Origin of the sequence: Buttiauxella gaviniae ATCC 51604, from assembly GCF_001654835.1 — a bacterium.
In the GTDB taxonomy this organism is placed as follows: Bacteria; Pseudomonadota; Gammaproteobacteria; order Enterobacterales; family Enterobacteriaceae; genus Buttiauxella; species Buttiauxella gaviniae.
This window is the reverse complement of the sequence record NZ_LXEP01000032.1, coordinates 80599-102590: the sequence shown is the minus strand read 5'-3', so window position 1 is coordinate 102590 and position 21992 is coordinate 80599. Positions and strand designations below refer to the sequence as shown.

Below are 21992 nucleotides of genomic sequence, written 5' to 3'. Positions count from 1 at the left end.
TGCAAAGGGTTATAGGCTTAAATAATCTGCCTGATGTCGTCGAGAGTGGAGGTGCCGTAAGTACCGAGGTCGAGCAAGGTCTTGCCATTACTGAGTGTCACACCGTTGACCATCGCAAAATTGAGCGGCTGAGCAACCAGTTGTGTCCCACCATTTGTGGCATTGATAGCGACGTTATAAGCACCGTCTGGCGCCGTCGAACCGTCCGTCATCGTGCCATCCCAGGTAAAGGTATGAACGCCTGCGCTTAGGCCACCAATATCGAGCGTGCGTACCACTTTGCCGGTGTTATCCGTGATCGTAGCGGTAACTTTATCGGCGGCTTGTTGCAGCTCCACACCAAACGGCGTGGTCGCCTCTTTGCCTGCCAGAATTTTAGAACCAGGGATCATCACGCCATGACCAATCAGGGCGCTTGCCTGAACTGACTGGTTATTGTTTAACTGGCCTGACACTGAACCGAGCGTGGTGTTGAGTTTTTCAATACCGCTCACGGTGCTGATTTGCGCAAGTTGCGTAGTCAGTTCGTTATTTTGCAGAGGGTTGGTCGGGTCCTGGTTTTTGAGCTGCGCAACCAGTAGCGTCAGGAAACTACTCTGAAGATCGGCAGCATTATTCCCGGTAATGCTGCTATTACCCGATAAAGTATTAACACCACTGGTCGTGGTGTCGTTCATATTAACGGCTATGCCCATCAGTCACTCCTTTACTGACCAAGAGTCAGGGTTTTCAACATCATGCTTTTCACAGTGTTGAGTACTTCCACATTTGCCTGGTAGCTACGGGAGGCAGACATGCTGTTGACCATCTCACCTACCACATCAACGTTTGGCATCCGCACGTAACCTTTAGCGTCAGCGAGCGGATTACCTGGCTGAAATACCAGCTTGTCTGGTGCCTGGCTCTCTTCAACGCCAGTCACTTTCACACCACCGGTTTCAGCACCAGGAGCTGCATCCACCTGGAAAATAACTTGCTTGGCACGGTACGGTTGACCATCGGGACCTGTGACGCTATCGGCGTTAGCCAGGTTACTCGCCGCCACGTTCATACGCTTGGACTGCGCGGCCATCGCTGAACCGGCAATATCAAAAATATTCAGTAAAGCCATCTATTAGCCACCCTGTTGCAGCACAGACATCATGCCCTTGATTTGGCCGCCGAGAACCGTCAGGTCTGACTGGTATTTCAGGCTGTTATCGGCAAATTGTGTACGTTCGCGGTCCATGTCGACGGTGTTGCCATCCATGGATGGCTGGTCAGGAATGCGGTAGAGGAGATCAAGCTGTGGGACAGTTTGAGTTTGTGCCGGAATATGGCGCGAAGAGGTAAGAGCAAGCGATACGCCGCTACCTTCAACACGTCCTCTGTCCATCACTTTTTTCATTTCACTGGCAAAATCTATATCGCGAGCCTGATAACCTGGGGTATCGGCATTAGCGATATTCCCTGCCAGAATTTCCTGACGCTGGGCGCGCAAATTTATCGCTTCTTGCTGAAATCGCAGCGCGGCATCCAGTTTGTCTAGCATGTTCCCTCCGCATAATTAGGATTTGTCCGACAGCTTAAAGCCCCTTACGCGTGCGTTATCGTTGGAATAGACACAAAATGCGTCGCTATTTGTCGCCTTGATCAATTCCGTGTGCGGTTAAAATCACTGCAACCTGAACAAGGAGAGACGTTATGAACGGTCTGAAAACCTGGAGCACGATTGCGCTTTTACTGGCATGCCCACCGGCATTCGCCAGTATTCTGGATGCACCTTTGAACCAGTTTTTTCAGCAGCGTCTGGCGGGCATAAGCGATGAAGTAACGGTAAAAGTGAAAACACCCGATGCACAATTACCCTCCTGCCCGCTTCCCGATTTTTCAATGCCCGGTAATGGTCGCCTGTGGGGAACCGTGAGCGTGTTAGCTCGATGTGGTGATGCCAAACGTTTTATTCAGGCAGAAGTGCAGGCTATTGGAAATTACGTCGTTGCAGCCCAGGCGCTACCACGTGGCAGTGTCATTAATGAAAGCCAGGTACAACTTAAACGCGGGAGACTGGATCAACTTCCTCCGCGTGCCATGTTGGATATTCGCCAGGCAAACGATGCTGTAACACTGCGCGACATCGCACCCAATCAGCCAATTATGCTGTCGATGGTGCGCCAGTCATGGCGAGTGAAAGCCGGGCAACGAGTCCAGGTTGTTGCTGCAGGTGAAGGTTTTAGTGTGAATAGCGAAGGCAAAGCACTCAACAATGCGGCTGTCGCGCAGAATGCGCGTGTACGAATGGATTCTGGTCAGATTGTAAGCGGGACAGTAGATGTTGATGGGAATATTCTGATTAACTTGTAATATTCAACTGGCGATTAAGAAGGGTATAAAGGTTCTGCGGCGACTGCCGATAGTGTGTTAACAGATGATAGATATTGGCAGGCTCAAATGCTGCGAGCCACCTCGATGAGGATAGAATAATGAGCATTGATCGCACGTCTCCTTTGAAACCGGTAAGTACCGTACAACCACGTGAAACATCAGAAGCTCCGATTCAAAAGAGCCGTCTGGAAAAAAGTACCACGCCAACCAGCACCAACGTGACACTCAGTGACGCGCAGGCTAAGTTAATACAGCCAGGCAGCGGTGATATTAATATGGAACGCGTTGAAGCACTCAAAACTGCGATCCGTAACGGCGAGCTTAAAATGGATACCGGCAAAATCGCCGATGCATTAATCCAGGAAGCTCTCAGCGATACCCAAAATAATTTAAGTGGCGGGAAGGCGACCAGGCCGTAAGTCCCCAGGAGCATAGATAACTATGTGACTGGGGCGCACGGGTGCAGTCAACGCACCAGCAGCTTGAAGTATGACGGGTATATATCCAGAGTAAATAATTGCATGAATCGTCTGTTAGAAGTAATGGATCAAATGACTGTGGTGCTCAACTCTCTGAAAGAGGTGATGGACGCCGAGCAGCAACAACTATCCGCAGGCCATGTGAATGGCAGTGCGTTGCAGCGCATTACTGAAGATAAAAGCTCGCTACTTGCGACGTTAGATTATCTCGAACAGCTTCGCCGTGACGCACAGAAAGCCGAAAATACCAGCAGCACGGATATTACCCAGCGTTGGCAGACGATTACGCAGAAAACGCAGCACTTACGTGATATCAACCAGCATAACGGTTGGCTATTAGAGGATCAGTTAGCGCGTAATGAACAAGCGCTGGCGGTACTCAAACCGCATCAGGAACCTAATCTTTATGGGGCTGATGGGCAGGCGACCACGGTCAGTCGTGGTGGGAAGAAAATAACGATTTAGTGCCAGAAAGAATAAGAGCGGTTTCAAAGCACCGCCCAAGTAACGCGTTAAAGACCCTTCAGAATCTTCATTGTCGCTTCTACATCAATTTCATCTTCAGAAAAGATTAACGTTGTGCCCTGGAAAGTGGTCACTGCCAGCTTTTTCAAGGTACGCATCTGCCCCTGTTTCGGGTCAACCTTCGGACGAATGCTATTCATCAATGCGCCCACAGACAGCACCGCATTCTCTTTATCAATCTTGGTTTCGGCAGGCACTTCTTCGCTGTAAACCAGGAAGGATTTAATCGAGGTGATTTTCATGCGCTCGCCTGCGATATAAATGTACTTGCTGTCTGGTTCAACCTTCACAGAAAATGCCGACAGGCCTTTGTTGTTCGTCGTTGGCTCGAAAGTGACTGAAGCATCTTTCTTAATCAGTTCAGGGTTGGCGACCTTAATCACATGAAAATAACGATTGTCACCGTTTTCATCTTTGATAAAACCGAAACCTTTATCTTCAAACCAGGTTGTGATTGTCCCGTGCATCGCTATTACCGCCTAATTAATCGTTCAATAAGTCAAATTTTGCAGCGCGCAGTTTAATGCAGAATGCGCGTGCCGACTATGCCTTTGGCACGTGTCAGCACGATAAATTGCCATCACGCTACATTGTGCGTCGGGCAAAATCCTTCACTCTGAATCCCAACACCGTAAGCGTTGCGAAATAAGCTGCGATACCGGCCACGACAACGGCCATTAAGCGCAGTATACGATACGGCATGGTGCCCAGATCCCAGGCCGGCATAATGTGCATCATGCCAACCAATACCGCTGACATCACAATGACACCAGCAAACAGGCGCCAGAGGAATGCGCTCCAGCCCGGCTGAGGTTGGAAAATATCCTGTTTACGCAGTTGCCAGTATAGCAGGCTGGCATTCAGACATGCCCCCAGACCAATCGACAGCGACAGCCCGGCGTGCTTGAGCGGGCCAATAAACGCAAGGTTCATTACCTGGGTCAAAATCAGCGTCACGATGGCGATTTTAACCGGGGTTTTGATGTCCTGGCGCGAATAAAAACCGGGTGCCAACACCTTCACTACGATCAGCCCCATCAAACCGACGGAATAAGCCACCAGCGCACGTTGCGTCATAGAGGCATCAAAAGCGGTGAACTTGCCGTACTGGAACAGTGAAACAGTGAGCGGCTTAGCCAGAATCCCCAATGCAACCGCACTTGGCAGCGCCAGCAAGAAACACAGACGTAAACCCCAGTCCATCAGGCGTGAATATTCATCGTGATTACCGCTGGCAAAACTCTTCGCCAGTGAAGGCAGCAAAATGGTACCCAGTGCCACACCCAGCACCCCAGATGGGAACTCCATCAGACGGTCAGCGTAGTACATCCAGGAAACTGAACCGGAAGCGAGGAATGAAGCAAAAATGGTGTTGATGATTAATGAGATCTGACTGACGGATACACCAAGAATCGCAGGCCCCATCTGTTTGATCACACGCATCGCACCTGCATCTTTCAGGTTCACGCGCGGTAAAACCAGCATGCCAATCTTTTTCAGATGCGGTAATTGATACGCCAACTGCAACACACCGCCAACGGTTACCGCCCAGGCCAACGCCAGAATCGGCGGGTTAAAGTGCGGTGCAGCAAAGAGTGCAAAGCCAATCATGCTGAGGTTTAAGAATGTCGGAGCAAACGCCGGAACAGAGAAGCGGTTCCAGGTATTCAGTATCGCCCCACACAGCGAGGCCAGAGAGATCAGGAAAATATACGGGAAAGTAATTCGTAGCAGGCTGGAGGTGAGCGCGAATTTATCGGCCGTATCCGCAAAGCCAGGTGCTGTGACCAGAATAACCCACGGTGCCGCAATCATCCCGATAACAGTAACAACCGCCAGTGCAAGCGTCAGCAGCCCGGAAACATACGAGACAAATACGCGAGTCGCATCTTCACCCTGCTTACTTTTGTATTCAGCAAGAATCGGGACAAACGCTTGCGAAAATGCACCTTCGGCGAAAATACGGCGCAAAAGGTTCGGTAATTTGAATGCCACAAAAAAGGCATCCGTCGCCATCCCTGCCCCAAAAACCCTTGCCACAATGGCATCACGTGCAAATCCGAGCACGCGAGAAAACATCGTCATCGAGCTGACGGCGGCCAGCGATTTTAATAGATTCATTTATTATATGGTTCCACAAACATCAACGCCTGCAAGGCAGGCGTTGTTAAGGGCATTTCGATCAGGCGCTTAGTCTACCGATACCCAGCCGAATTACTACTATCAGATGTTACCGCATTATTCGCTCATCGCATCGCGCCACAGTTTCTCTACTACCCGCTGGGCCATTAACGCCTGCTCACCGGAAGTTTCAGGAACTGTCTGATTTGCCACACAATCAAGGAAATGACGCGCACATCCAGCGAAACCGCGTTGTTCGAGTGTAGTTTGCCAGCCCGGGATTGGACGGTTCACCACGCCATTGCCGCACTCTTCACGCCATTCGCGCATATCTGTAACGTCGTACAAACCACCCTCTGTGACCGCCTGAACCCACTCATGTTGGCTACCCGCCCGGCGATGCATACTGGTGGTGATTTGAAGGTTGCCTCGGGCAAAGTGATGCTCAGCAAAAAGCATCTGCCCCTGGTCGTTGGTCACGAGAGTCCCACTTTGCAATTGCGCTTCACCGCCAGACAGCCACAGTGCGGTATCAACCACATGCAGATAATCATCAAGCAAGGTAAAACGCAGGTCATTTGGACCAACGCTGTCTGCTCGATGTTTATCCATCCGTACTGATAAACCATTCGCCAGTGTCGCTTTCAGACCCTGGTACAACGGTGAAAAACGGCGGTTAAAACCAACCATCAGCGTACGCTTTTGACGTTGCGCCATTTCCACTAAACGTTCAGCATCGGCAAGGTTTTCAGCCAGCGGCTTATCCACACAAACATGGACACCTGCCTGCAATAACTCGCTCACTACCGCATAATGACTGCTGGTCGCACTGTGAACGAACACGGCGTCACACTGTGCCGCCAGTTCAGCAATAGAAGGAATATAGGGGATACGCCAGGTGTCGCAGACTTTCTGAGCTTTCGCCTGTGTTGGGGAAAATGCGCCCTGAAGTGTCCAGTCGCTGGAGGCTCCCAGAACGGGTAACCATGCTTTTTGGGCAATACCCCCTAAACCGACAACGCCTACGCGAAGTTTAGTCATTAATTAATCTCCGAGATGAGCGAGCAGTGAATCCAGGCGTTGCTTAAGATCAGCAACTTCATTTTCGAGCTGTTCGACACGCGCTGTTAAATCACCAGCAGGGGCAATGCTGCTTTCCGGTGCTGATGATACAACCTGCGCCGCATCAACCTCACCGCTGAAAAGATGCATATAGCGGCTTTCGCGTTTGCCTGGTTCACGCGGTAAGCGCACCACAAAAGGACCGTCTTCACGATTGGCGAGATGTTCAAGAGTCGCTTCAACCTGCGCCATATCGCTGAACTCAAACATTCTTCCGGAGCGGGTACGCAATTCGCCTGGCGTTTGGGCGCCACGTAGCAGTAAGGCGGTGACCACCGCGACTTCTGCCGCAGAAAGTTTAAGGTCACCAAACTCAGAATTGCAGAAACGTTGCTCGTATTTAGTAACCCGATTGCCAAACCCACTGACGGTGCGCAAAAAGTGGCGTTTGACCAGAATATCCAACATTTCCTGAACATCATGCTCTTTCAGATCCATCACCGGTTCGCGGTTGGTCTTCTGGTTACATGCCGTGACCACACCGTTGACCGACATCGGATACTGTTCGGGAGTGGTCACCTGCTTTTCCATCAGGCTACCCACAACTCGTGCTTCAACCGCAGTTAACTGATATTTCATTTATTGTCCTTAACGGCCAGGGGTCCATTCTTTGGTGGTCAGTGCGGTCAAAACATGATCCCGCCACACGCCATCAATCAGTAGATACTCTTTGGCATAGCCTTCTTTTTCAAAACCAAGGCGAGCGAGAAGGTCACCGCTGCGCTGGTTATGCGGCATGTAGTTCGCCATGATGCGATGGATATGCTGGCTACGCTGCATGTAGCGAATAGCCGTGGTCAGTGCTTCAAACATCATTCCCTGCCCCTGCCATTTCTCACCAAGTGAGTAGCCGAGATAGCAGGCATGAAATGAGCCCCGCACTACGTTTGAGAAGTTGGCAACGCCAAGGATCTCTTTCTCTTCCGGGTCGAGCAGCGCAAAGTAATAAGCACTACCGGTTTTATGCATTTCGCTAATCATGCCAAGCCGCGCCTGCCAGCCGGAAGGATAGCAATGGCTGTCATCACGAATGGGTTCCCAGGGTTTCAGGAACTGACGGTTTTCGGCGTAATAATCTGCCAGACGCCAGGCATCTCGCTCGTACACCAGACGCACCACCATGCGGTCCGTTGTTAAGCGTACTTTCGGCACGTTACTGCGGTAGCCAAACATGTTCACCCTACTCCTCACATCCCACGTATTTTTGAGCCAACGTAATTACTATACCTGCCCCTTGCGATGGAAGGAAAACAACAACATGCAGATTTCTCATTCGGCCATACTTTTTTCGATTAACGAGTTAAATCAAAGCGCCGGATTGATAAAAAAATATTGTCGCCGTACGCCCTGTCAAAAACCCTGAGAGCAGTGGAGAATAGAGGTTTGTCACACTTTTAAGTTCCCTGGAGGGGAGATGTCACGGGTCGCGCAGGCCAGGAGCCAGGGTAAATACTTCTTATTGCTCGATAATATGTTAGTTGTATTAGGCTTCTTCGTGGTTTTCCCTCTTATTTCCATTCGCTTTGTAGACCAAATGGGTTGGGCGGCATTAATGGTCGGCATTGCGCTGGGCCTACGTCAGCTTACTCAGCAAGGGCTAGGTATTTTCGGTGGCGCCATCGCCGACCGGCTAGGTGCCAAACCGATGATTGTCACCGGAATGCTGTTGCGCGCCGTCGGTTTTGCGCTGATGGGCATCGCTCATGAACCCTGGGTTTTGTGGTTATCATGTTTTATTTCTGCTATCGGGGGCACACTATTCGACCCACCTCGCGCAGCCCTTGTCGTCAAACTGGTGCGTCCACATCAACGCGGCCGTTTCTTCTCGATATTAATGATGCAAGACAGCGCTGGTGCCGTCATTGGGGCGCTGCTCGGCAGTTGGTTGCTACAATACGATTTTCGTCTGGTGTGCGGTGCGGGCGCGGTGATGTTTGTGATTTGCGCCATCGTCAATGCCTGGCTGCTTCCTGCGTATAAACTCTCTACCATTCGCACGCCAATGCTCGAAGGCATGGGACGCGTGCTGCGCGACAAACGTTTCATCACTTATGTGTTAACGCTGGCCGGATATTACATGCTGGCGGTGCAGGTGATGTTAATGCTGCCGATTATGGTGAACGAAATTGCCGGTACGCCTGCCGCAGTAAAGTGGATGTATGCCATTGAAGCGGCACTATCCTTAACGCTGCTCTACCCTATTGCACGCTGGAGCGAAAAACGTTTCCGTCTCGAGCAGCGGCTGATGGCAGGTTTGTTCCTTATGTCCCTGGCCATGTTGCCGATTGGCCTTGCCAATAACCTTCAGCAACTGTTCACGCTAATTTGCGTGTTTTATATCGGTTCAATCATTGCCGAACCTGCCCGCGAAACGCTGGGGGCATCACTTGCTGATTCCCGTGCGCGTGGAAGTTATATGGGCTTTAGCCGACTGGGTCTGGCGATTGGCGGCGCATTTGGTTACGCCGGTGGGGGTTGGTTATTCGATGCTGGGAAAAGTATCAACCAACCGGAACTTCCGTGGGTGATGTTAGGGATTATAGGCTTCATCACGCTCATCGCCTTGTGGTGGCAATTTAGCCCGAAACCGATAGACCCCTCTATGCTTGAACCCGGCAACTAGTTTGCAGCCCCTGGTATTCTCCTCCATACTCAAAAATTGACGGATTTTTCCTGACGATTGATATGGAGGAGTAACGTGAAGCTTTATATTTACGATCACTGCCCTTTCTGCCTTAAAGCACGAATGATTTTTGGCTTAAAGAATATCCCCGTTGAGCTGGTCGTCTTGCTAAACGACGATGAAGCAACCCCGACGAAAATGATTGGCAAGAAAATGGCGCCAATCCTGCAAAAAGATGACAGTCGCTACCTGCCTGAAAGCATGGATATCGTGCACTACGTCGACAAAATTGATGGTGAACCACTTTTGACCGGCGCTGCTAATTCAGCTATCAGCGACTGGTTACGCCACGTCAATAGCTATGTCCAACACCTGTTATTGCCGCGTATTGCGAAAGCGCCTTTTGATGAGTTTGCCACACCTGCAGCCCGGGCTTACTTCGCACAGAAGAAAGAGGCAATGATCGGTTCTTTTACTGACCATCTGACGCATTCATCGGGTCTGACCAAAAAAATCAGCGATGATTTACGTAAGCTCGATAAACTTATCGTGCAGCCCAATGCCGTCAACGGTGAGTTGTCTGATGACGATATCCACCTCTTCCCACTGCTGCGTAACCTGACGCTGGTTGCCGGAATTGAGTGGCCGAGTCGTGTCGCGGCATACCGGGATAATATGGCCAAACAGACGCAAATTAACCTGCTGTCATCCCACGCCATTTAAAGATTGTTAATGGTTCTACGGCGGGTAAGTTAACCCGCCTTTATCTCATGGTTCAAAAACTTATTCTGTCGAATAAAAAATTAAGCCTTTTCCTGTAGCACGCCCGGTACTAGTACATCATGATGCTTTATGTCAGGATCTGTGACCGATGCAGCATGTTAAGGATATCCATGAAAAAAATAGTATTAGCCGCAGCCTTGATGCTCAGCGGATTAGTGGTGGGTTGTAACCAGCTAACGCAATACACCGTCAGCGAACAGGAAATCAACCAGGCGCTGCACAAACGGAATAATTTCTCTAAAGATATTGGCCTGCCAGGCGTTGCCGATGCCCATATTGTCTTAACTAATTTAGCCAGTGCGATTGGCCGCGAAGAACCGAACAAAATCACCCTGACTGGCGATGCCAAACTGGATATGACATCTTTGTTCGGCAATCAAAAAGCTAATATCAAACTTAAACTCAAAGCCTTGCCGACCTTTAATAAAGAGCAAGGTGCTATCTATTTGCAAGAAATGGAAGTGGTAGAGGCAACCGTCGAGCCTGAGAAAATGCAGACGATTGTCCAGACCCTGATTCCATATCTCAATCAGTCGCTACGCAATTACTTCAACCAACAGCCCGCTTACGTGTTGAGTGAAGATAATAGTGCAGGCGAAAAACTGGCGAAGAAATATGCCAAAGGGATTGAGATCAAACCAGGCGAAATCATTATCCCGTTCACCGAGTAAGCTCTGAAACACTGGGGAGGCACATCCTCCCCAAGAAAATCTCAACGAAAATGGTGCAAAGCTAAACGTTTGCGCTTATCCTTTGTGCCCGGCATAAATCATCGTTATTTCCTTCCTACGCCGGAGCACTTTCATGACCGTATTACCTCAGGTATTAAAAATTCGCCGCCCAGATGACTGGCATGTTCACCTTCGTGATGGTGAGATGCTTAAAACGGTTGTGCCTTATACCAGCGAAATTTATGGTCGCGCGATTGTGATGCCAAACCTGGCGCCGCCAGTGACAACGGTTGAAGCTGCCATCGCTTATCGCCAGCGTATTCTCGACGCCGTACCGCAAGGGCATAGTTTTGAGCCTTTAATGACCTGCTACCTGACTGATTCTCTGGACCCGAACGAAGTTGAACGCGGGTTTAATGAAGGTGTGTTTACTGCGGCAAAACTCTACCCGGCAAATGCGACAACTAACTCAAGCCATGGCGTGACCAGCACCGCCGCAATCCTACCTGTGCTTGAGCGTATGCAAAAAATCGGTATGCCGCTGCTGATTCACGGTGAAGTAACTCACGCTGACATTGATATTTTTGACCGTGAAGCACGCTTTATCGAAACTGTCATGGAACCGCTGCGTAAGCAACTGCCGGAACTGAAAGTGGTGTTTGAACACATCACCACCAAAGATGCCGCACAGTATGTGAAGGAAGGCAATTCCCTGTTAGGTGCAACTATTACCCCGCAACACCTGATGTTTAACCGCAACCACATGCTGGTTGGCGGCGTGCGCCCTCACCTGTACTGCCTGCCTATTTTAAAACGCAGTGTGCATCAGGAAGCGTTACGCGAACTGGTTGCAAGCGGATGCGACCGTGTGTTCCTGGGGACTGACTCCGCACCACACGCACGCCATCGCAAAGAAGCAAGCTGTGGTTGTGCTGGCTGCTTTAACGCCCCTTCTGCTTTGGGTGCTTACGCGACGGTATTTGAAGAGATGAATGCAATGCAGCACTTCGAAGCGTTCACATCCCTCAATGGCCCGCGTTTCTACGGTTTACCTGTTAACCAAGAGACTATCGAACTGGTTCGCACTCCGGTTGAAATGCCAGAAACCATCGAAACATCCGATGACAGCATCGTGCCATTCCTGGCCGGTGAGAAAGTAGCCTGGTCAGTTAAAGCATAATTTTTACCGCCCCCTGTTGCATCACTGGCGATATGACTGTATAAATATCCAGTATATTATTAACCCTAAATAATTCCAGTTGCATCGCGGCGGCAAGAGAACGAATCCCGATGAGCTTACATAGGTAAGTGATTCGGGTGAGTGAACGCAGCCAACAAAGGGGCAACTTGAAGTATGACGGGTTCTACAGGGGGCTGTTATGCGTATTGAAGTCACTATTGCCAAAACTACATCTCTGCCACCAGGCGCTATTGATGCGCTTGCCAATGAACTTTCACGCCGTATTACTCAACACTATCCTGAAAACGTTAACCACGTTCAGGTGCGTTATGCCGCTGCAAATAACCTGTCAGTTTTAGGGGCTACCAAAGAAGACCGCGATCGCATTAGCGAAATATTGCAAGAGACCTGGGAAAGCGCTGACGACTGGTTTGCTGCGGATTAAAAAACATAATGGGAATGGGCTGGCTTTAGATCATTTTGCCGCTCATTTCAGGTAAAAATTCCCTCGTTGTTATCTTTATACCGGGTGTCGCCATCCGGTTTTTTTTAATTGTATGAAATTCGCTCATTTAAATAATTTCCCTTCTTGTACATTACCCAGAATCATCTGATTCAATAAAGAATATCATGGCGGTTTATTGTGCAATTAAGCGCTTTATTGTAAAAAAAGTGTTGCAGGGTATTTATTTCTCCGTCGAAATAGCTTAATCATTGATATACTTAACTGGCTTCACATTAAACAAGCATTAAACCTCACGAACCGTTGTCTCAAACACACGTATAAAAGGGGTTATGATGGAAAAAAATAGTGATGTTATCCAGACCCATCCCCTTATCGGATGGGACATCAGCACCGTTGATAGCTACGATGCCCTGATGCTTCGCCTGCACTACCTGACCTCGAATACGCAAAAGCACGACGAAACTGAAATCGGTCAAACTTTATGGCTGACCACGGATGTTGCCCGGCAATTTATTTCTATTTTAGAAGCCGGGATTGCTAAGATTGAATCTAGTGATTACCAGGTAAACGATTATCGTAAGCATTGATTGTCGATGCTACTCAAATAACGCAAGGCACCTAAAGGTGCCTTGTCAAAGGTATAAAATACAGTGTTCATGCGGGTTCACTGCATGAGCACTGGCTCTTAAAGCATCTAAAAGCCTTAATCAGACGCTGGAGTGTGGACATTATGTGGACACTCCCCTTTTTCTGGTGGTGAGAGCTTCCCACGAAGTGGGTTGAACGCTATAGCATCCTGCAAATACTCCGGCGCAAAATGTGCGTAAGCCATCGTCTGCTCAATCCTTGCATGCCCCAGTATGCGTTGCAGAGTAATAATGTTTCCTCCGTTAATCATAAAGTGTGTGGCGAAAGTATGCCGCAGAACGTGACTTGCCTGACCACGCGGTAAATCTGGTTTGGCTGTTTTGAGTATTGACCGAAACAGGTTGTAATTTGCGGAGGGGAACAACAGGCCAGAGGGCAAATCCCCATGCACAATACTCGTAACAGCATCCGCCGAAACAGGAACCACACGCGCCTGACCCGTTTTTGTTTTCAGGAAATGCACTCGGTTATGGATAATATGCTCACGTCTCAGGCTTCGGGCTTCCCCCCACCTTGCCCCGGTACTCAGGCAAAGGGTAGCAAGGCGGTAATTATCGCCTTCCAGCATCCCCAGTAGTCGGGTTATTTCACCCGTACTGAGAAAGCTCATTCCGGTATTTTCAGTTTTCAGTCGCTTATATCCCCTGAATGGATTTTCATCGCTGAATATTCCGGACTCTTTGAGACAGGTAAACATTCCACAAAGCGTATATAACTCCCGATTAACAGTGCTTGCCTTAATACCACTGGCAATCCGCTCTACACGGTATCTGGTGATGACTTCACTGTTAATCTGGAAAGCGCATAAATCCCCCATAAGCAGAATGAACCTGTTTATTTTGCCCTGATAACTCAGGCCATGTTCTGTCACCCGGCCACGTATGCGCCACCATTCATCACGCAGAGTGGACATTGACCGATTATCAACAGGCCGGGGTAGCCATTCTTTTTCGTGCTGACTTGTCAGAATGTATTTTTCATAGGCCAGCGCTTCACTTCTTTTAATAAATTTCCTGCGAACACGTTTTCCCTTGCGTCCGGCAGGTCTTACGTCCACTTCATAACGACCATCATCAAGCTTCTTAACAGACAAGTTGAAGCCCTCCGAAATCGTTTAGATTTTGTTTACATTTGGTAAAGAACTGCTCTCGTGTGTCACATTTTGTTACATGGCATGACGAGCACCCGCAACAGTGGTTAATTGTTAGCCAGTCTTTTGGTCGTAATGCTGCGACGTTGTTTCGCCAGGCCCAGAGTGTGCGAGAGCCGGTGCAATTTGTCCGGATTCAGGTGCAGTTGTTTCGGTCATAAACCACAGCGTGTACTTGGTGAAGCGCGGGTGTTGTAGCAGCTTCATTAACACCCCTCCCTGCGGCTCTGTTCGCCCTGATTCGTAATAACTCAGGGTTGAATAAGGTATCCCCACAAGATCAGAAAGTTGCCTGCGATTCATTCGTTCTGATTCGCGCATGAGTTTCAGTTTTTCGGAAATGTCGATTGACACAGTATCAATACCTCGATAATCATATGCTGTTTTCGATAATTAATGCGCTAAATACTAATCATTGCCAGCCTTTAACAACCTCTGATGGCAACTACAAGCATTTATCAGCATCCCAACAAATGAGGGTAACAGATGGATAACACACTTGTCAGCGTCAGTGACGTACTTCCGTACAAGGAATTCGCCAGGGTTATCGGTAAAAGTCAAAAAGCAGTAAAAAGCATGATCGAGAAAGGCAAGCTTCCGGTCATCGAAATGACTGATCCGGCGTCGGTGACAGGCAGAGCCGGGGAATACTGGGTTTATCTTCCCGCATGGAACGCAGGCATGAAAATGGCCTATGACAGCAGACCGAAAGAAATTCGTGACGGCTGGTTACAGTGGCTGGGGATGGCCGGATAACTATCCCGGTATTGAATAAAACGAAAATCAGGTCTGTTAAATAAGGAATAAAAATGAATTTCGAATCAAAGCAGTTATTTTCACGATTTATTGATGTAAGAGCACAGGATGTACCCGCTTATATTCAGAAACTGGATGTAGCTGAAAAGAATGCGCACCAGAAAGCCAGTGAAGCAACAATACAATATGAACCTTGCTTCAATAAATTTAAAGAGCTGCATTCCAGCCTCGTGCAAATTAATAATCTGATTAAAGATGAAGAAGAAAGCATTAATCAACTGGAAATGCTGGCCGTAAACTCACATGCTGATGTCAGCGCCATTATCGAAGCGATGGACAGAAAAGAGAAGCACGAAAGCAAACTTAAAACACTGAGCATTGCCCGTGATAATCTTGAAGATGAAATTGTGATATTTAAAGCCGCTTCTTATCGCACTTACTCAGAATATGTAAATGCCATTCGTCATTACAAAACGGCCAGAACTGAAAATACCACAGGTAAATTTATTTTTGCCATTCGTGAAGTGATTGACCGTTCAATTATTGAATGTGAGAACTCACAAGATGGCATTACAGAGGTTGTCCATCTCTCTGCGTTTGACTATATCAAAAACATAACACCATCAAATGGCATATATAACCCGATTGCGATGAATCTGGCGGCATGCTACGGCTATAAAAATCAGACAGAAAAAACCTTGAATTATGAATTTAATGATTACCTCGGGAAATATTACACTGATTTCCCAGGCTCTGAATATGAAAGCAGCATTTTAATCAGTGCCGAAAGAGTCATTAATAAACGCAAAGGCTAAACCACAGTAAACAAGGATGTAAAGAATGAAAAAAATCACTCTCACCATTGACGGTAAAACCGTTGAAGTGACGGAGAAAAATATTTTTAACGTGATGGATATGATTATGGTCGCAGGTCAGGCCATGAGTGAAAACAAAAATTTCAGCCAGGCAAGAGGCGGGGTGGCTATGACGTTCTCAGCTTCAAGTGCCGGGAATAATACCCCACTTGCGAACACGCTTAACAGACTGGATGAGCTTGAAGAAAGAATTGAGCGGTACAGCCAGGGTGGGAACAGCAAAGAAATCTGGATCTAAACGGGGCTGAAACGAAAAAACCCGGAGCAAATGCTCCGGGTTCTGGGTCGCGCCCTTTCTTCTTATCCCTGGATGTTGTCACAGCCCTGTCGCGTTCCATCCACTGAAGAAAGCCTTGTCATACGCGCTTCGCTCTCTGCTAACAGGACGAAACATGCACCATAACCCAACAATAGGCAAGCAAATGAATTTTGATAACTTTCGCTTGAACAGCTTAGCAAAGCAGGGGTATAGTTTATGGGTTGTCACCACAGTGACAACCGGGCGTTGCAACCCGGAACAGTACAAGGCGACAGTAGACGCCGATTGCGTCTTTTTTATTGTCGTTAAGTCAGTACCCCCATATTCAGCGGCCTATGCCCGCACAGAATCAATGGTGGCGCTGGCAGGGCAGCTTTCGGGCTGGCCGGTCTCCTTGTACGCCGGTATTGCAACCCCTGTCAGTGTCACCACCAATCACGAGCGTTGCAACTCTGGTGGTGACTCCTTTGTTAAGTACAAGGAGATCATCATCATGATGACTACCCCGGTTTCCTCGCATCTGCAATATACCTGGCTGTTTCTGGCCGTTCGTCGTTCTGATTTGTCTGACCTCCCACACCGTGAAGAAGTCATCGCCAGTGACTACCCTACAGCCCGTCGCCTGATTGCCCGTGATCATATCGCCGCTTTTGCGGGTCGCCTGCCTGTTCAGGAGGTGCACCATGCGTAAAACCTTCCAGACCTCCGGCTTTGCCGTTAACAAACGTGGAAACACGGTTGGGATTCATTACACGCTCACCGCCAGATGCCGTGACTCAGCGCGAGCGGAAGCCATCCGACAGGCAATTGAAAATGGATACCAGCATGCCCGTATTACTCTCATCCGGGAGATACGCGCATGAAAAATAAAAGCAGCCGTGTCACACAGCTACACGCCACAAATAAAAAGAACTCATTAAGCCCAAAATGCATCAGCAAACTTAACCGTGTGATGGGTGTTTCGGAATTTATGCATTCTGACTTGCATGGCGCTTCGGAAGTGAAATTACATTCGACACTGGTAGCCGATATTTTCAGTTACATCAGTGAAGACATGATTTTTATTTGTGAAGAAATGGACGAACGGGGATTACTTGAGCGCCCTGCGGATTCACAGGACAGTTAAATAACATTACAGAAAGCCAGTTTCGCTTGTCTGCGGGCTGGCTCTATTCACATAAAGAGGGATGAAATATGTTCAATGATGAACAGTTAAGAGATTTTAAAATTGTGATGGAATCCGTAAGTCGCAAAGGAAATCCAGTGTGTTCCGTTTATTACATTGCAGCGCGTCATATTCTGACGGCGCGGGATATCGCGTTAAAAACGGCGGCAAAACGGGGTTTCAGAAAGATAAGAGTTTCACTGGTGACAGACCTTTCAGAGCGTGATTAAAAAAATGCCCCGTCGCACACGGGGCAAGATATACACGGAGTTGAACTGTCTGGAATGGTTTTTGTGGCGCTAAATCAGCGAATGCATATAACACGATTAAAACGCTAAATAGCGAGAGCATTATGACACAGAGAATTTCGGAAGTATCTACCCTATCACGGGGTCGGTGGCCGTTTTTATTATCTTCTTTGGGTATTCATGTGCCTGAAAATAAACAACACGGTGCCTGTCCGGCATGTGGTGGCACTGACCGTTTCCGTTTCGATAATAAAGATGAACGGGGAACGTGGTTCTGTAACCAGTGTGGACACGGTGACGGGCTGGACCTGGTGAAACAGGTGCTGAAAGTCGATATTGGTGTAGCCGCGTCGCGTGTGGGTGACGTGCTGAACGGTGCTGCTTTTACGCAGGCTGTCAGCCCGTTGCCTGCCAGAAAAGAAGCCTCAGACAGTGCAGGCAGTGAAAATGTGGCCGCGCGGGTGTCCGGTGTGCTGAAAAGCACCCTTCCGGGGTCGTCACCTTATCTGGCGCGTAAAGGTCTGGGTCATGTCGTGATTCCGGTTCTGCCTGATGGTCGCTTGTGTCTCGCCCTGACGGATATCAGAGGCGCGGTGTGCGGCGCTCAGTTCATTGCCCCGGATGGCAGTAAAAAAATCATGGCCGGAAGCACGAAAAAGGGCGCTGTCTGGACGCCTGCCCCCCTGCCGGAGAAGCCTGCCTGTATTCTGATTGGTACAGGCGTTGCGACTACATTAAGCGCCGGAATGCTGCATGAGGGCGTCATAATTGCCGCGCTCGATGACGGTAATCTCAGAGCCGTTGCGCTGGCCGTTCGTGAACGCTGGCCACTGGCCAGAATTATTATCGTTGCCGATAATGACTGGCATTTTCCCGGCGAACTGGACGAACGGGGAAAGCCCAAAATCAACAGCGGGAAGCTGAACGGGGAAAAGGCCGCGCTGGCCGTTAACGGCTGGATTGCACTGCCTCCGGGTGAAATGAAGATGGACTGGGACGATTATCGCCAGCATCACGGTATCGAGGCCGCTAAAATGGCGTTTACCGTCAGCCTGCGTGAAATGAACGCCACGAAACTGCATGAGGCGCGGCGCTCGCTGGGTGACAGTGTGGTGTTATCTGATGAGGAGGTGACAGAGCTGGAGCGCCTGAATCAGAAATACACACACGTGACTATCGGCGGCAAACATCGGGTGGTCAGTATGAAGCCCTGCATGGTCAACGGAAAAACGCACGTTTTTGAAGAGCTGTCACAGTTTCGCAATTATTTTCTGCATGAAAAGCAGATAGCGAAGCGTAGCCAGGGCGCGGCATGGCTGCAATGGCCGGGTAAAGCCTACAAACCGGACGGTGTGGGATTCTATCCACGCCCGGAGAAGTGCCCGCCGCAGGTCTACAACCTGTTTACGGGCTGGGGCGTCACGCCCCGTGAGGGCGATGTGTCACCCTATCTGGAGCATCTGGAAAAAGTTATTTGCGCAGGCAATCACCAGGCATTTTTATATCTGGTGGGCTGGCTGGCGCATCTTGTACAGCGCCCCGATGAAAAACCGTCTGTGGCTATCGTGCTGAAAGCCATTCCCGGAACGGGGAAAGGCACCACGGTTAAACCCATTCTGCAAATGATGGGGCAGTACGGCGTACAGGTGAACGGAGCCGGACAGATTGCCGGGAAATTTAACGCCACAATGGCTAACAAGCTGATGGTGTTTGCTGATGAAGTGACCGTGAACAGCAGCCGCGAAGCCGACAGGCTGAAAGGGATCATCAGTGAGGATACGATTAACCTTGAGCGTAAGGGCATAGACCCGGAGCCAATGCCGAACTTTTCCCGGCTAATATTCGCCAGTAACAGCGAGCAGGTGTTACGCGCCAGTATCCGGGAGCGCCGTTATCTGGTGCTGGAGCCGACACCGGAACATGCGCAGGAGAAGAATTATTTTGACCGCCTGCATAACTGGATCAACAACGATGGCGCATCGCACCTGATGGCGTACCTGCTGAATACTGACCTTTCCACATTTGACCCGCGCCGCGCCCCGGTCACTGCCGGGCTGGTCCGGGAAATTCTCAGCAACCTGCCACCTGCTGAAAACTATGTGTACCGTGAACTGTGCAGCCCGTCCCCGTTCCGTGGGCTGGCGAGGCTGTCAGCCAGTGAGGAAGTTACCCGTTTTATGGCGCAGTTTCAGGAGGAAGGATTTGCCATGAATGCGCCAGCGGCTCGCAGGATGATGGGACGCATTTTTGCCGCCATTGGGCTTGAGCGAGTGGGACGCGCAGACCGGGGCGGGATTTTCTACGAGCTTCCGGCGAAGGAAGATTTTGAGGGCTGGGACGCAATACGCAGTAGCTTTGCGGGTATGCTGAACAGCGCCCCTGAACAGGTATTTGGTGAGTCTTTCTGGTAAACCTTTCCGCATTGCTACACATCACACGCCCCGCATCTGACGGGGCTTTTTTTTGCCAACATATCCCCGCCAGAAAAGAAGCCCTGAACGGCGAGATTCTTCAATTCGTCACGCTACACCCACAAAACAATATAACCACTTATTTTTAACAAGTCCTTTTGGTTAGAGTTTTTTCAACAGAGCCTGACTTATATCTGTACCAACTGTACCACCTCATACAAATCACATGAATTACATAGAGTTATACTGGTACAGTTATTTATTTTATCTATACCATAACTAAACCAACTATACCAAAGCGACGATAATGGGACAGTTTGGGGTAAATGGTACAGATATGAAAAAAGGTATCTGTACCAGCTACAGGCCGCGCCATATCTGGCTTTATGGCTGTCTGGTACAGATGGGACAGTAAAAACCGGGTTTTATCGCCAGAGAATTTTACGCACAGTTTTTAATGGTTGCGATTGTGTTAGAAATGAACACAAAATTAACAACCGTCCCGAACACTTCTTTTCTGGCAGGCGTTCTTTTTCTGTTATCAAAATCCACGATAGTTATCGACATCTCGATAATCAACGATATGATAATCGCACTGTCGAAAAGGGTTAATGGGGGAATAAATATGCGGGTCAAGTGTCCTGATTGTGGAGTTAGAGCGCCAGTATTTGCTATAGAACATAAAGATAATAAAGATGTTGATCTTTCATGCCGATGTATAAATACGGAATGCTTATCGCAGTTCGTCATGACAGTGGCTTTTATGCATCATACAAATAAGCATAAAAAAGTGAATGCTAGAAAAAAATCCCCCAGGTCTGTTATCAGTATTGTCAATAATCTTAATACCGACCAGCAGCGTGATTTGGTTGGAATACTTACCGAAATGATAAAAAAAGATGAATCAGGCGTTCATCAGTAAATAAAAAGGCATTCAACCTTATTGCCAGAAACCAGAAATAATAGCCAGAAAGTCATGCTGGCTTTTATTCTGACACTGTTGTAGTCATCACTTACCGCGAATCATTGCCAGACCCGCCAAAAGTCACGAAATTCATGGTGCCGGGCATGGCCTGACTGGTGCGTTTTGTATGCGGCCAGACTTATGGCGGTTATACAAAACATACCCTGTCCCCCAGTTTGCTGTGCAAACGATTTCAGTTACCCCATAAACCACCAGGCCGCGCCCGGCAAGGCTTTCGCCTGTTACGTGGTATTTTTGCGGCGCATTCCGTGGGACATAAATTCTCACGTAAAACGGCGCTAAGCCGCATCACATCTGGGTTTCTGTGTTTTCTTCTCCGGCGCTAACAGGCTTCACAACTGAAATCTACTGAAATTCATTTCATTTTGTGCAATTGGCATTTCACGCGAAATCACCAGTGCTGGCGCGGTCTGCGGGTATCAATTGCATAAATCCACAACTGAAAAAACTTTATGACGCAAAGAGCGCAGGCGGGTGCGGTGTAGCGCGGTTTCCGTGACGTCTTTCGTTTCGTCACGATGCGTGGGCGACGCTGTGCGCGTTCGTCTGTATGAGATAAACCAAGAGTGGTCGGAAAGAAATGAATGGATTACAGCGCGTTCTGTGGCGTCAGACGGCCACAAAAAAGCCCGCACAAAGGCGGGCAGAATCTGACAGGCTGTTTTAGTTAACGTGTAATCTCATTCATCACAGCGGTTTTAATTGCGATTACCGTTATGCTATAGCGATTACTACCTTCATCAGCTAATACAACCGTTTCTTGATCACCATTGATAATCACTTCAATGTCTCCGCCCTTTATTTCCCGTAAAGCAATCTGAATAGAAATATTTGAATCTTCGGGATTTAATGGATCAAGTAAAGTTGAAAGAATAAAACACAATGCGTTGTGTTCATTCATCTCAATATTTTCCACTGGCGTCTTGATGAAAGATGTGTAAGTTAAATACCCCACACTAATATACTCTTCATTTACATCAAGCGACTGGCGATAGTTACATATAAGCTCACAAGCAGCTTTGCGCAGCCGCGCCTGAATTTCATTTCTCTTATTATATTGCTTCTCGTAAAGCTCCTGTAAGTCCTGAATTGTAATCATCACCACATCTCCATTAATTAAAATAACACTCATTGATTGCATTATAAACAACATAACGATAT

29 protein-coding genes are annotated in these 21992 nt (G+C 48.7%); 18 read left to right on the top strand and 11 right to left on the bottom strand.

The features are described 5' to 3' along the window. Nucleotides 1-17: 17 nt before the first annotated feature. The 3 genes from flgD to flgB are packed head-to-tail and all read right to left on the bottom strand — an operon-like array spanning nucleotide 18 to nucleotide 1531. Nucleotides 18-695 (bottom strand): flagellar hook assembly protein FlgD, encoded by a 678-nt coding sequence (gene flgD, locus M977_RS18625; protein WP_064517883.1) that lies wholly within the window; start codon nucleotides 693-695, stop codon nucleotides 18-20. An 11-nt stretch (nucleotides 696-706) separates the two neighbouring features. Next, nucleotides 707-1111: a flagellar basal body rod protein FlgC gene (flgC, locus tag M977_RS18620; protein ID WP_034456187.1), complete on the bottom strand. Its 405-nt coding sequence runs from the start codon at nucleotides 1109-1111 to the stop codon at nucleotides 707-709. A 3-nt stretch (nucleotides 1112-1114) separates the two neighbouring features. Further along, on the bottom strand, nucleotides 1115-1531 hold the full coding sequence (gene flgB, locus M977_RS18615; protein WP_064517881.1) for a flagellar basal body rod protein FlgB: 417 nt from the start codon (nucleotides 1529-1531) through the stop codon (nucleotides 1115-1117). Between the two features lie 152 nt (nucleotides 1532-1683). Between flgB and flgA the strand changes: the two genes are divergently transcribed. The 3 genes from flgA to flgN all read left to right on the top strand — a co-directional run bounded on the left by flgA (nucleotide 1684) and on the right by flgN (nucleotide 3308). Beyond that, complete coding sequence (gene flgA / locus M977_RS18610; RefSeq protein WP_064517880.1) at nucleotides 1684-2343, top strand: flagellar basal body P-ring formation chaperone FlgA; 660 nt, start codon at nucleotides 1684-1686, stop codon at nucleotides 2341-2343. 119 nt (nucleotides 2344-2462) lie between these two features. After that, entirely contained in the window at nucleotides 2463-2783 is a 321-nt protein-coding gene (gene flgM, locus M977_RS18605) for a flagellar biosynthesis anti-sigma factor FlgM (RefSeq protein ID WP_064517878.1), read from the top strand. Nucleotides 2784-2885: 102 nt separating this feature from the next. Next, on the top strand, nucleotides 2886-3308 hold the full coding sequence (gene flgN, locus M977_RS18600; RefSeq protein ID WP_064517876.1) for a flagella biosynthesis chaperone FlgN: 423 nt from the start codon (nucleotides 2886-2888) through the stop codon (nucleotides 3306-3308). A 47-nt stretch (nucleotides 3309-3355) separates the two neighbouring features. Here the strand turns inward: flgN and M977_RS18595 are convergent, their stop codons facing one another. The 5 genes from M977_RS18595 to rimJ form a co-directional block, all read right to left on the bottom strand. Continuing rightward, nucleotides 3356-3841: a cold shock domain-containing protein gene (locus tag M977_RS18595; protein WP_064517874.1), complete on the bottom strand. Its 486-nt coding sequence runs from the start codon at nucleotides 3839-3841 to the stop codon at nucleotides 3356-3358. 112 nt (nucleotides 3842-3953) lie between these two features. After that, on the bottom strand, nucleotides 3954-5489 hold the full coding sequence (gene murJ, locus M977_RS18590) for a murein biosynthesis integral membrane protein MurJ (protein ID WP_064517872.1): 1536 nt from the start codon (nucleotides 5487-5489) through the stop codon (nucleotides 3954-3956). 117 nt (nucleotides 5490-5606) lie between these two features. Beyond that, nucleotides 5607-6530 carry a Gfo/Idh/MocA family protein gene (locus M977_RS18585; RefSeq protein WP_064517870.1) on the bottom strand — a complete coding sequence of 308 codons (924 nt, stop codon included), beginning with the start codon at nucleotides 6528-6530 and terminating at the stop codon, nucleotides 5607-5609. A 3-nt stretch (nucleotides 6531-6533) separates the two neighbouring features. Continuing rightward, nucleotides 6534-7190, bottom strand: coding sequence for a YceH family protein (locus M977_RS18580; RefSeq protein WP_064517868.1), 657 nt, complete (start codon nucleotides 7188-7190; stop codon nucleotides 6534-6536). A gap of 9 nt (nucleotides 7191-7199) precedes the next feature. After that, the gene (rimJ, locus tag M977_RS18575; protein WP_034456200.1) at nucleotides 7200-7784 is read right to left on the bottom strand and encodes a ribosomal protein S5-alanine N-acetyltransferase; all 585 of its coding nucleotides are present in this window, start codon (nucleotides 7782-7784) and stop codon (nucleotides 7200-7202) included. Between the two features lie 241 nt (nucleotides 7785-8025). Between rimJ and mdtH the strand changes: the two genes are divergently transcribed. The 6 genes from mdtH to bssS all read left to right on the top strand — a co-directional run bounded on the left by mdtH (nucleotide 8026) and on the right by bssS (nucleotide 12921). Beyond that, nucleotides 8026-9234 (top strand): multidrug efflux MFS transporter MdtH, encoded by a 1209-nt coding sequence (gene mdtH / locus M977_RS18570; RefSeq protein ID WP_064517866.1) that lies wholly within the window; start codon nucleotides 8026-8028, stop codon nucleotides 9232-9234. Between the two features lie 75 nt (nucleotides 9235-9309). Next, a complete protein-coding gene (gene grxB, locus M977_RS18565; protein ID WP_064517864.1) occupies nucleotides 9310-9957 on the top strand; it encodes a glutaredoxin 2 in 648 nt (215 codons plus the stop codon). A 170-nt stretch (nucleotides 9958-10127) separates the two neighbouring features. Then, complete coding sequence (locus tag M977_RS18560; RefSeq protein WP_064517861.1) at nucleotides 10128-10688, top strand: lipoprotein; 561 nt, start codon at nucleotides 10128-10130, stop codon at nucleotides 10686-10688. Between the two features lie 133 nt (nucleotides 10689-10821). Further along, nucleotides 10822-11868, top strand: a complete 1047-nt coding sequence (pyrC, locus tag M977_RS18555; RefSeq protein ID WP_064517860.1) for a dihydroorotase — start codon at nucleotides 10822-10824, stop codon at nucleotides 11866-11868. A gap of 199 nt (nucleotides 11869-12067) precedes the next feature. Next, nucleotides 12068-12313 carry a DNA damage-inducible protein I gene (dinI, locus tag M977_RS18550; RefSeq protein WP_064517858.1) on the top strand — a complete coding sequence of 82 codons (246 nt, stop codon included), beginning with the start codon at nucleotides 12068-12070 and terminating at the stop codon, nucleotides 12311-12313. A 353-nt stretch (nucleotides 12314-12666) separates the two neighbouring features. Continuing rightward, on the top strand, nucleotides 12667-12921 hold the full coding sequence (bssS, locus tag M977_RS18545; protein ID WP_034456211.1) for a biofilm formation regulator BssS: 255 nt from the start codon (nucleotides 12667-12669) through the stop codon (nucleotides 12919-12921). Between the two features lie 116 nt (nucleotides 12922-13037). On the opposite strand, the gene M977_RS18540 is transcribed toward bssS, so the two are convergent. Beyond that, nucleotides 13038-14075: a phage integrase gene (locus M977_RS18540; protein WP_064517856.1), complete on the bottom strand. Its 1038-nt coding sequence runs from the start codon at nucleotides 14073-14075 to the stop codon at nucleotides 13038-13040. A 111-nt stretch (nucleotides 14076-14186) separates the two neighbouring features. Next, nucleotides 14187-14486 carry a helix-turn-helix domain-containing protein gene (locus tag M977_RS18535; protein WP_064517855.1) on the bottom strand — a complete coding sequence of 100 codons (300 nt, stop codon included), beginning with the start codon at nucleotides 14484-14486 and terminating at the stop codon, nucleotides 14187-14189. A gap of 132 nt (nucleotides 14487-14618) precedes the next feature. Between M977_RS18535 and M977_RS18530 the strand changes: the two genes are divergently transcribed. From M977_RS18530 to M977_RS18490, 9 genes are all read left to right on the top strand, one after another. Next, nucleotides 14619-14888, top strand: a complete 270-nt coding sequence (locus M977_RS18530; RefSeq protein ID WP_064517853.1) for a Cox family DNA-binding protein — start codon at nucleotides 14619-14621, stop codon at nucleotides 14886-14888. Between the two features lie 53 nt (nucleotides 14889-14941). Continuing rightward, nucleotides 14942-15703 carry a hypothetical protein gene (locus tag M977_RS18525; RefSeq protein ID WP_064517851.1) on the top strand — a complete coding sequence of 254 codons (762 nt, stop codon included), beginning with the start codon at nucleotides 14942-14944 and terminating at the stop codon, nucleotides 15701-15703. A gap of 25 nt (nucleotides 15704-15728) precedes the next feature. Continuing rightward, nucleotides 15729-16001, top strand: a complete 273-nt coding sequence (locus M977_RS18520; protein WP_064517850.1) for a hypothetical protein — start codon at nucleotides 15729-15731, stop codon at nucleotides 15999-16001. 184 nt (nucleotides 16002-16185) lie between these two features. Further along, complete coding sequence (locus M977_RS18515) at nucleotides 16186-16713, top strand: host cell division inhibitor Icd-like protein (protein WP_083962961.1); 528 nt, start codon at nucleotides 16186-16188, stop codon at nucleotides 16711-16713. Continuing rightward, entirely contained in the window at nucleotides 16706-16885 is a 180-nt protein-coding gene (locus M977_RS18510; protein ID WP_064517848.1) for a hypothetical protein, read from the top strand. Before M977_RS18515 ends, M977_RS18510 begins: the two co-directional genes overlap by 8 nt. Continuing rightward, on the top strand, nucleotides 16882-17148 hold the full coding sequence (locus M977_RS18505) for a derepression protein (protein ID WP_064517846.1): 267 nt from the start codon (nucleotides 16882-16884) through the stop codon (nucleotides 17146-17148). Before M977_RS18510 ends, M977_RS18505 begins: the two co-directional genes overlap by 4 nt. A 68-nt stretch (nucleotides 17149-17216) precedes the next feature. Next, complete coding sequence (locus tag M977_RS18500) at nucleotides 17217-17417, top strand: hypothetical protein (RefSeq protein WP_064517841.1); 201 nt, start codon at nucleotides 17217-17219, stop codon at nucleotides 17415-17417. A 200-nt stretch (nucleotides 17418-17617) separates the two neighbouring features. After that, nucleotides 17618-19846, top strand: coding sequence for a DUF5906 domain-containing protein (locus M977_RS18495; protein ID WP_245163517.1), 2229 nt, complete (start codon nucleotides 17618-17620; stop codon nucleotides 19844-19846). 469 nt (nucleotides 19847-20315) lie between these two features. Continuing rightward, on the top strand, nucleotides 20316-20768 hold the full coding sequence (locus tag M977_RS18490) for a hypothetical protein (RefSeq protein WP_157092090.1): 453 nt from the start codon (nucleotides 20316-20318) through the stop codon (nucleotides 20766-20768). 730 nt (nucleotides 20769-21498) lie between these two features. Here the strand turns inward: M977_RS18490 and M977_RS18485 are convergent. Continuing rightward, complete coding sequence (locus M977_RS18485) at nucleotides 21499-21930, bottom strand: hypothetical protein (RefSeq protein ID WP_064517836.1); 432 nt, start codon at nucleotides 21928-21930, stop codon at nucleotides 21499-21501. Nucleotides 21931-21992 lie beyond the last annotated feature (62 nt).

Coding starts and splice junctions, on each gene's coding strand:
- flgD (WP_064517883.1), bottom strand. CDS start 695: ATGGGCATAGCCGTTAATATGAACGACACCACGACCAGTGGTGTTAAT.
- flgC (WP_034456187.1), bottom strand. CDS start 1,111: ATGGCTTTACTGAATATTTTTGATATTGCCGGTTCAGCGATGGCCGCG.
- flgB (WP_064517881.1), bottom strand. CDS start 1,531: ATGCTAGACAAACTGGATGCCGCGCTGCGATTTCAGCAAGAAGCGATA.
- flgA (WP_064517880.1), top strand. CDS start 1,684: ATGAACGGTCTGAAAACCTGGAGCACGATTGCGCTTTTACTGGCATGC.
- flgM (WP_064517878.1), top strand. CDS start 2,463: ATGAGCATTGATCGCACGTCTCCTTTGAAACCGGTAAGTACCGTACAA.
- flgN (WP_064517876.1), top strand. CDS start 2,886: ATGAATCGTCTGTTAGAAGTAATGGATCAAATGACTGTGGTGCTCAAC.
- murJ (WP_064517872.1), bottom strand. CDS start 5,489: ATGAATCTATTAAAATCGCTGGCCGCCGTCAGCTCGATGACGATGTTT.
- M977_RS18585 (WP_064517870.1), bottom strand. CDS start 6,530: ATGACTAAACTTCGCGTAGGCGTTGTCGGTTTAGGGGGTATTGCCCAA.
- M977_RS18580 (WP_064517868.1), bottom strand. CDS start 7,190: ATGAAATATCAGTTAACTGCGGTTGAAGCACGAGTTGTGGGTAGCCTG.
- rimJ (WP_034456200.1), bottom strand. CDS start 7,784: ATGTTTGGCTACCGCAGTAACGTGCCGAAAGTACGCTTAACAACGGAC.
- mdtH (WP_064517866.1), top strand. CDS start 8,026: ATGTCACGGGTCGCGCAGGCCAGGAGCCAGGGTAAATACTTCTTATTG.
- M977_RS18560 (WP_064517861.1), top strand. CDS start 10,128: ATGAAAAAAATAGTATTAGCCGCAGCCTTGATGCTCAGCGGATTAGTG.
- pyrC (WP_064517860.1), top strand. CDS start 10,822: ATGACCGTATTACCTCAGGTATTAAAAATTCGCCGCCCAGATGACTGG.
- dinI (WP_064517858.1), top strand. CDS start 12,068: ATGCGTATTGAAGTCACTATTGCCAAAACTACATCTCTGCCACCAGGC.
- bssS (WP_034456211.1), top strand. CDS start 12,667: ATGGAAAAAAATAGTGATGTTATCCAGACCCATCCCCTTATCGGATGG.
- M977_RS18530 (WP_064517853.1), top strand. CDS start 14,619: ATGGATAACACACTTGTCAGCGTCAGTGACGTACTTCCGTACAAGGAA.
- M977_RS18525 (WP_064517851.1), top strand. CDS start 14,942: ATGAATTTCGAATCAAAGCAGTTATTTTCACGATTTATTGATGTAAGA.
- M977_RS18520 (WP_064517850.1), top strand. CDS start 15,729: ATGAAAAAAATCACTCTCACCATTGACGGTAAAACCGTTGAAGTGACG.
- M977_RS18515 (WP_083962961.1), top strand. CDS start 16,186: ATGAATTTTGATAACTTTCGCTTGAACAGCTTAGCAAAGCAGGGGTAT.
- M977_RS18510 (WP_064517848.1), top strand. CDS start 16,706: ATGCGTAAAACCTTCCAGACCTCCGGCTTTGCCGTTAACAAACGTGGA.
- M977_RS18505 (WP_064517846.1), top strand. CDS start 16,882: ATGAAAAATAAAAGCAGCCGTGTCACACAGCTACACGCCACAAATAAA.
- M977_RS18500 (WP_064517841.1), top strand. CDS start 17,217: ATGTTCAATGATGAACAGTTAAGAGATTTTAAAATTGTGATGGAATCC.
- M977_RS18485 (WP_064517836.1), bottom strand. CDS start 21,930: ATGATTACAATTCAGGACTTACAGGAGCTTTACGAGAAGCAATATAAT.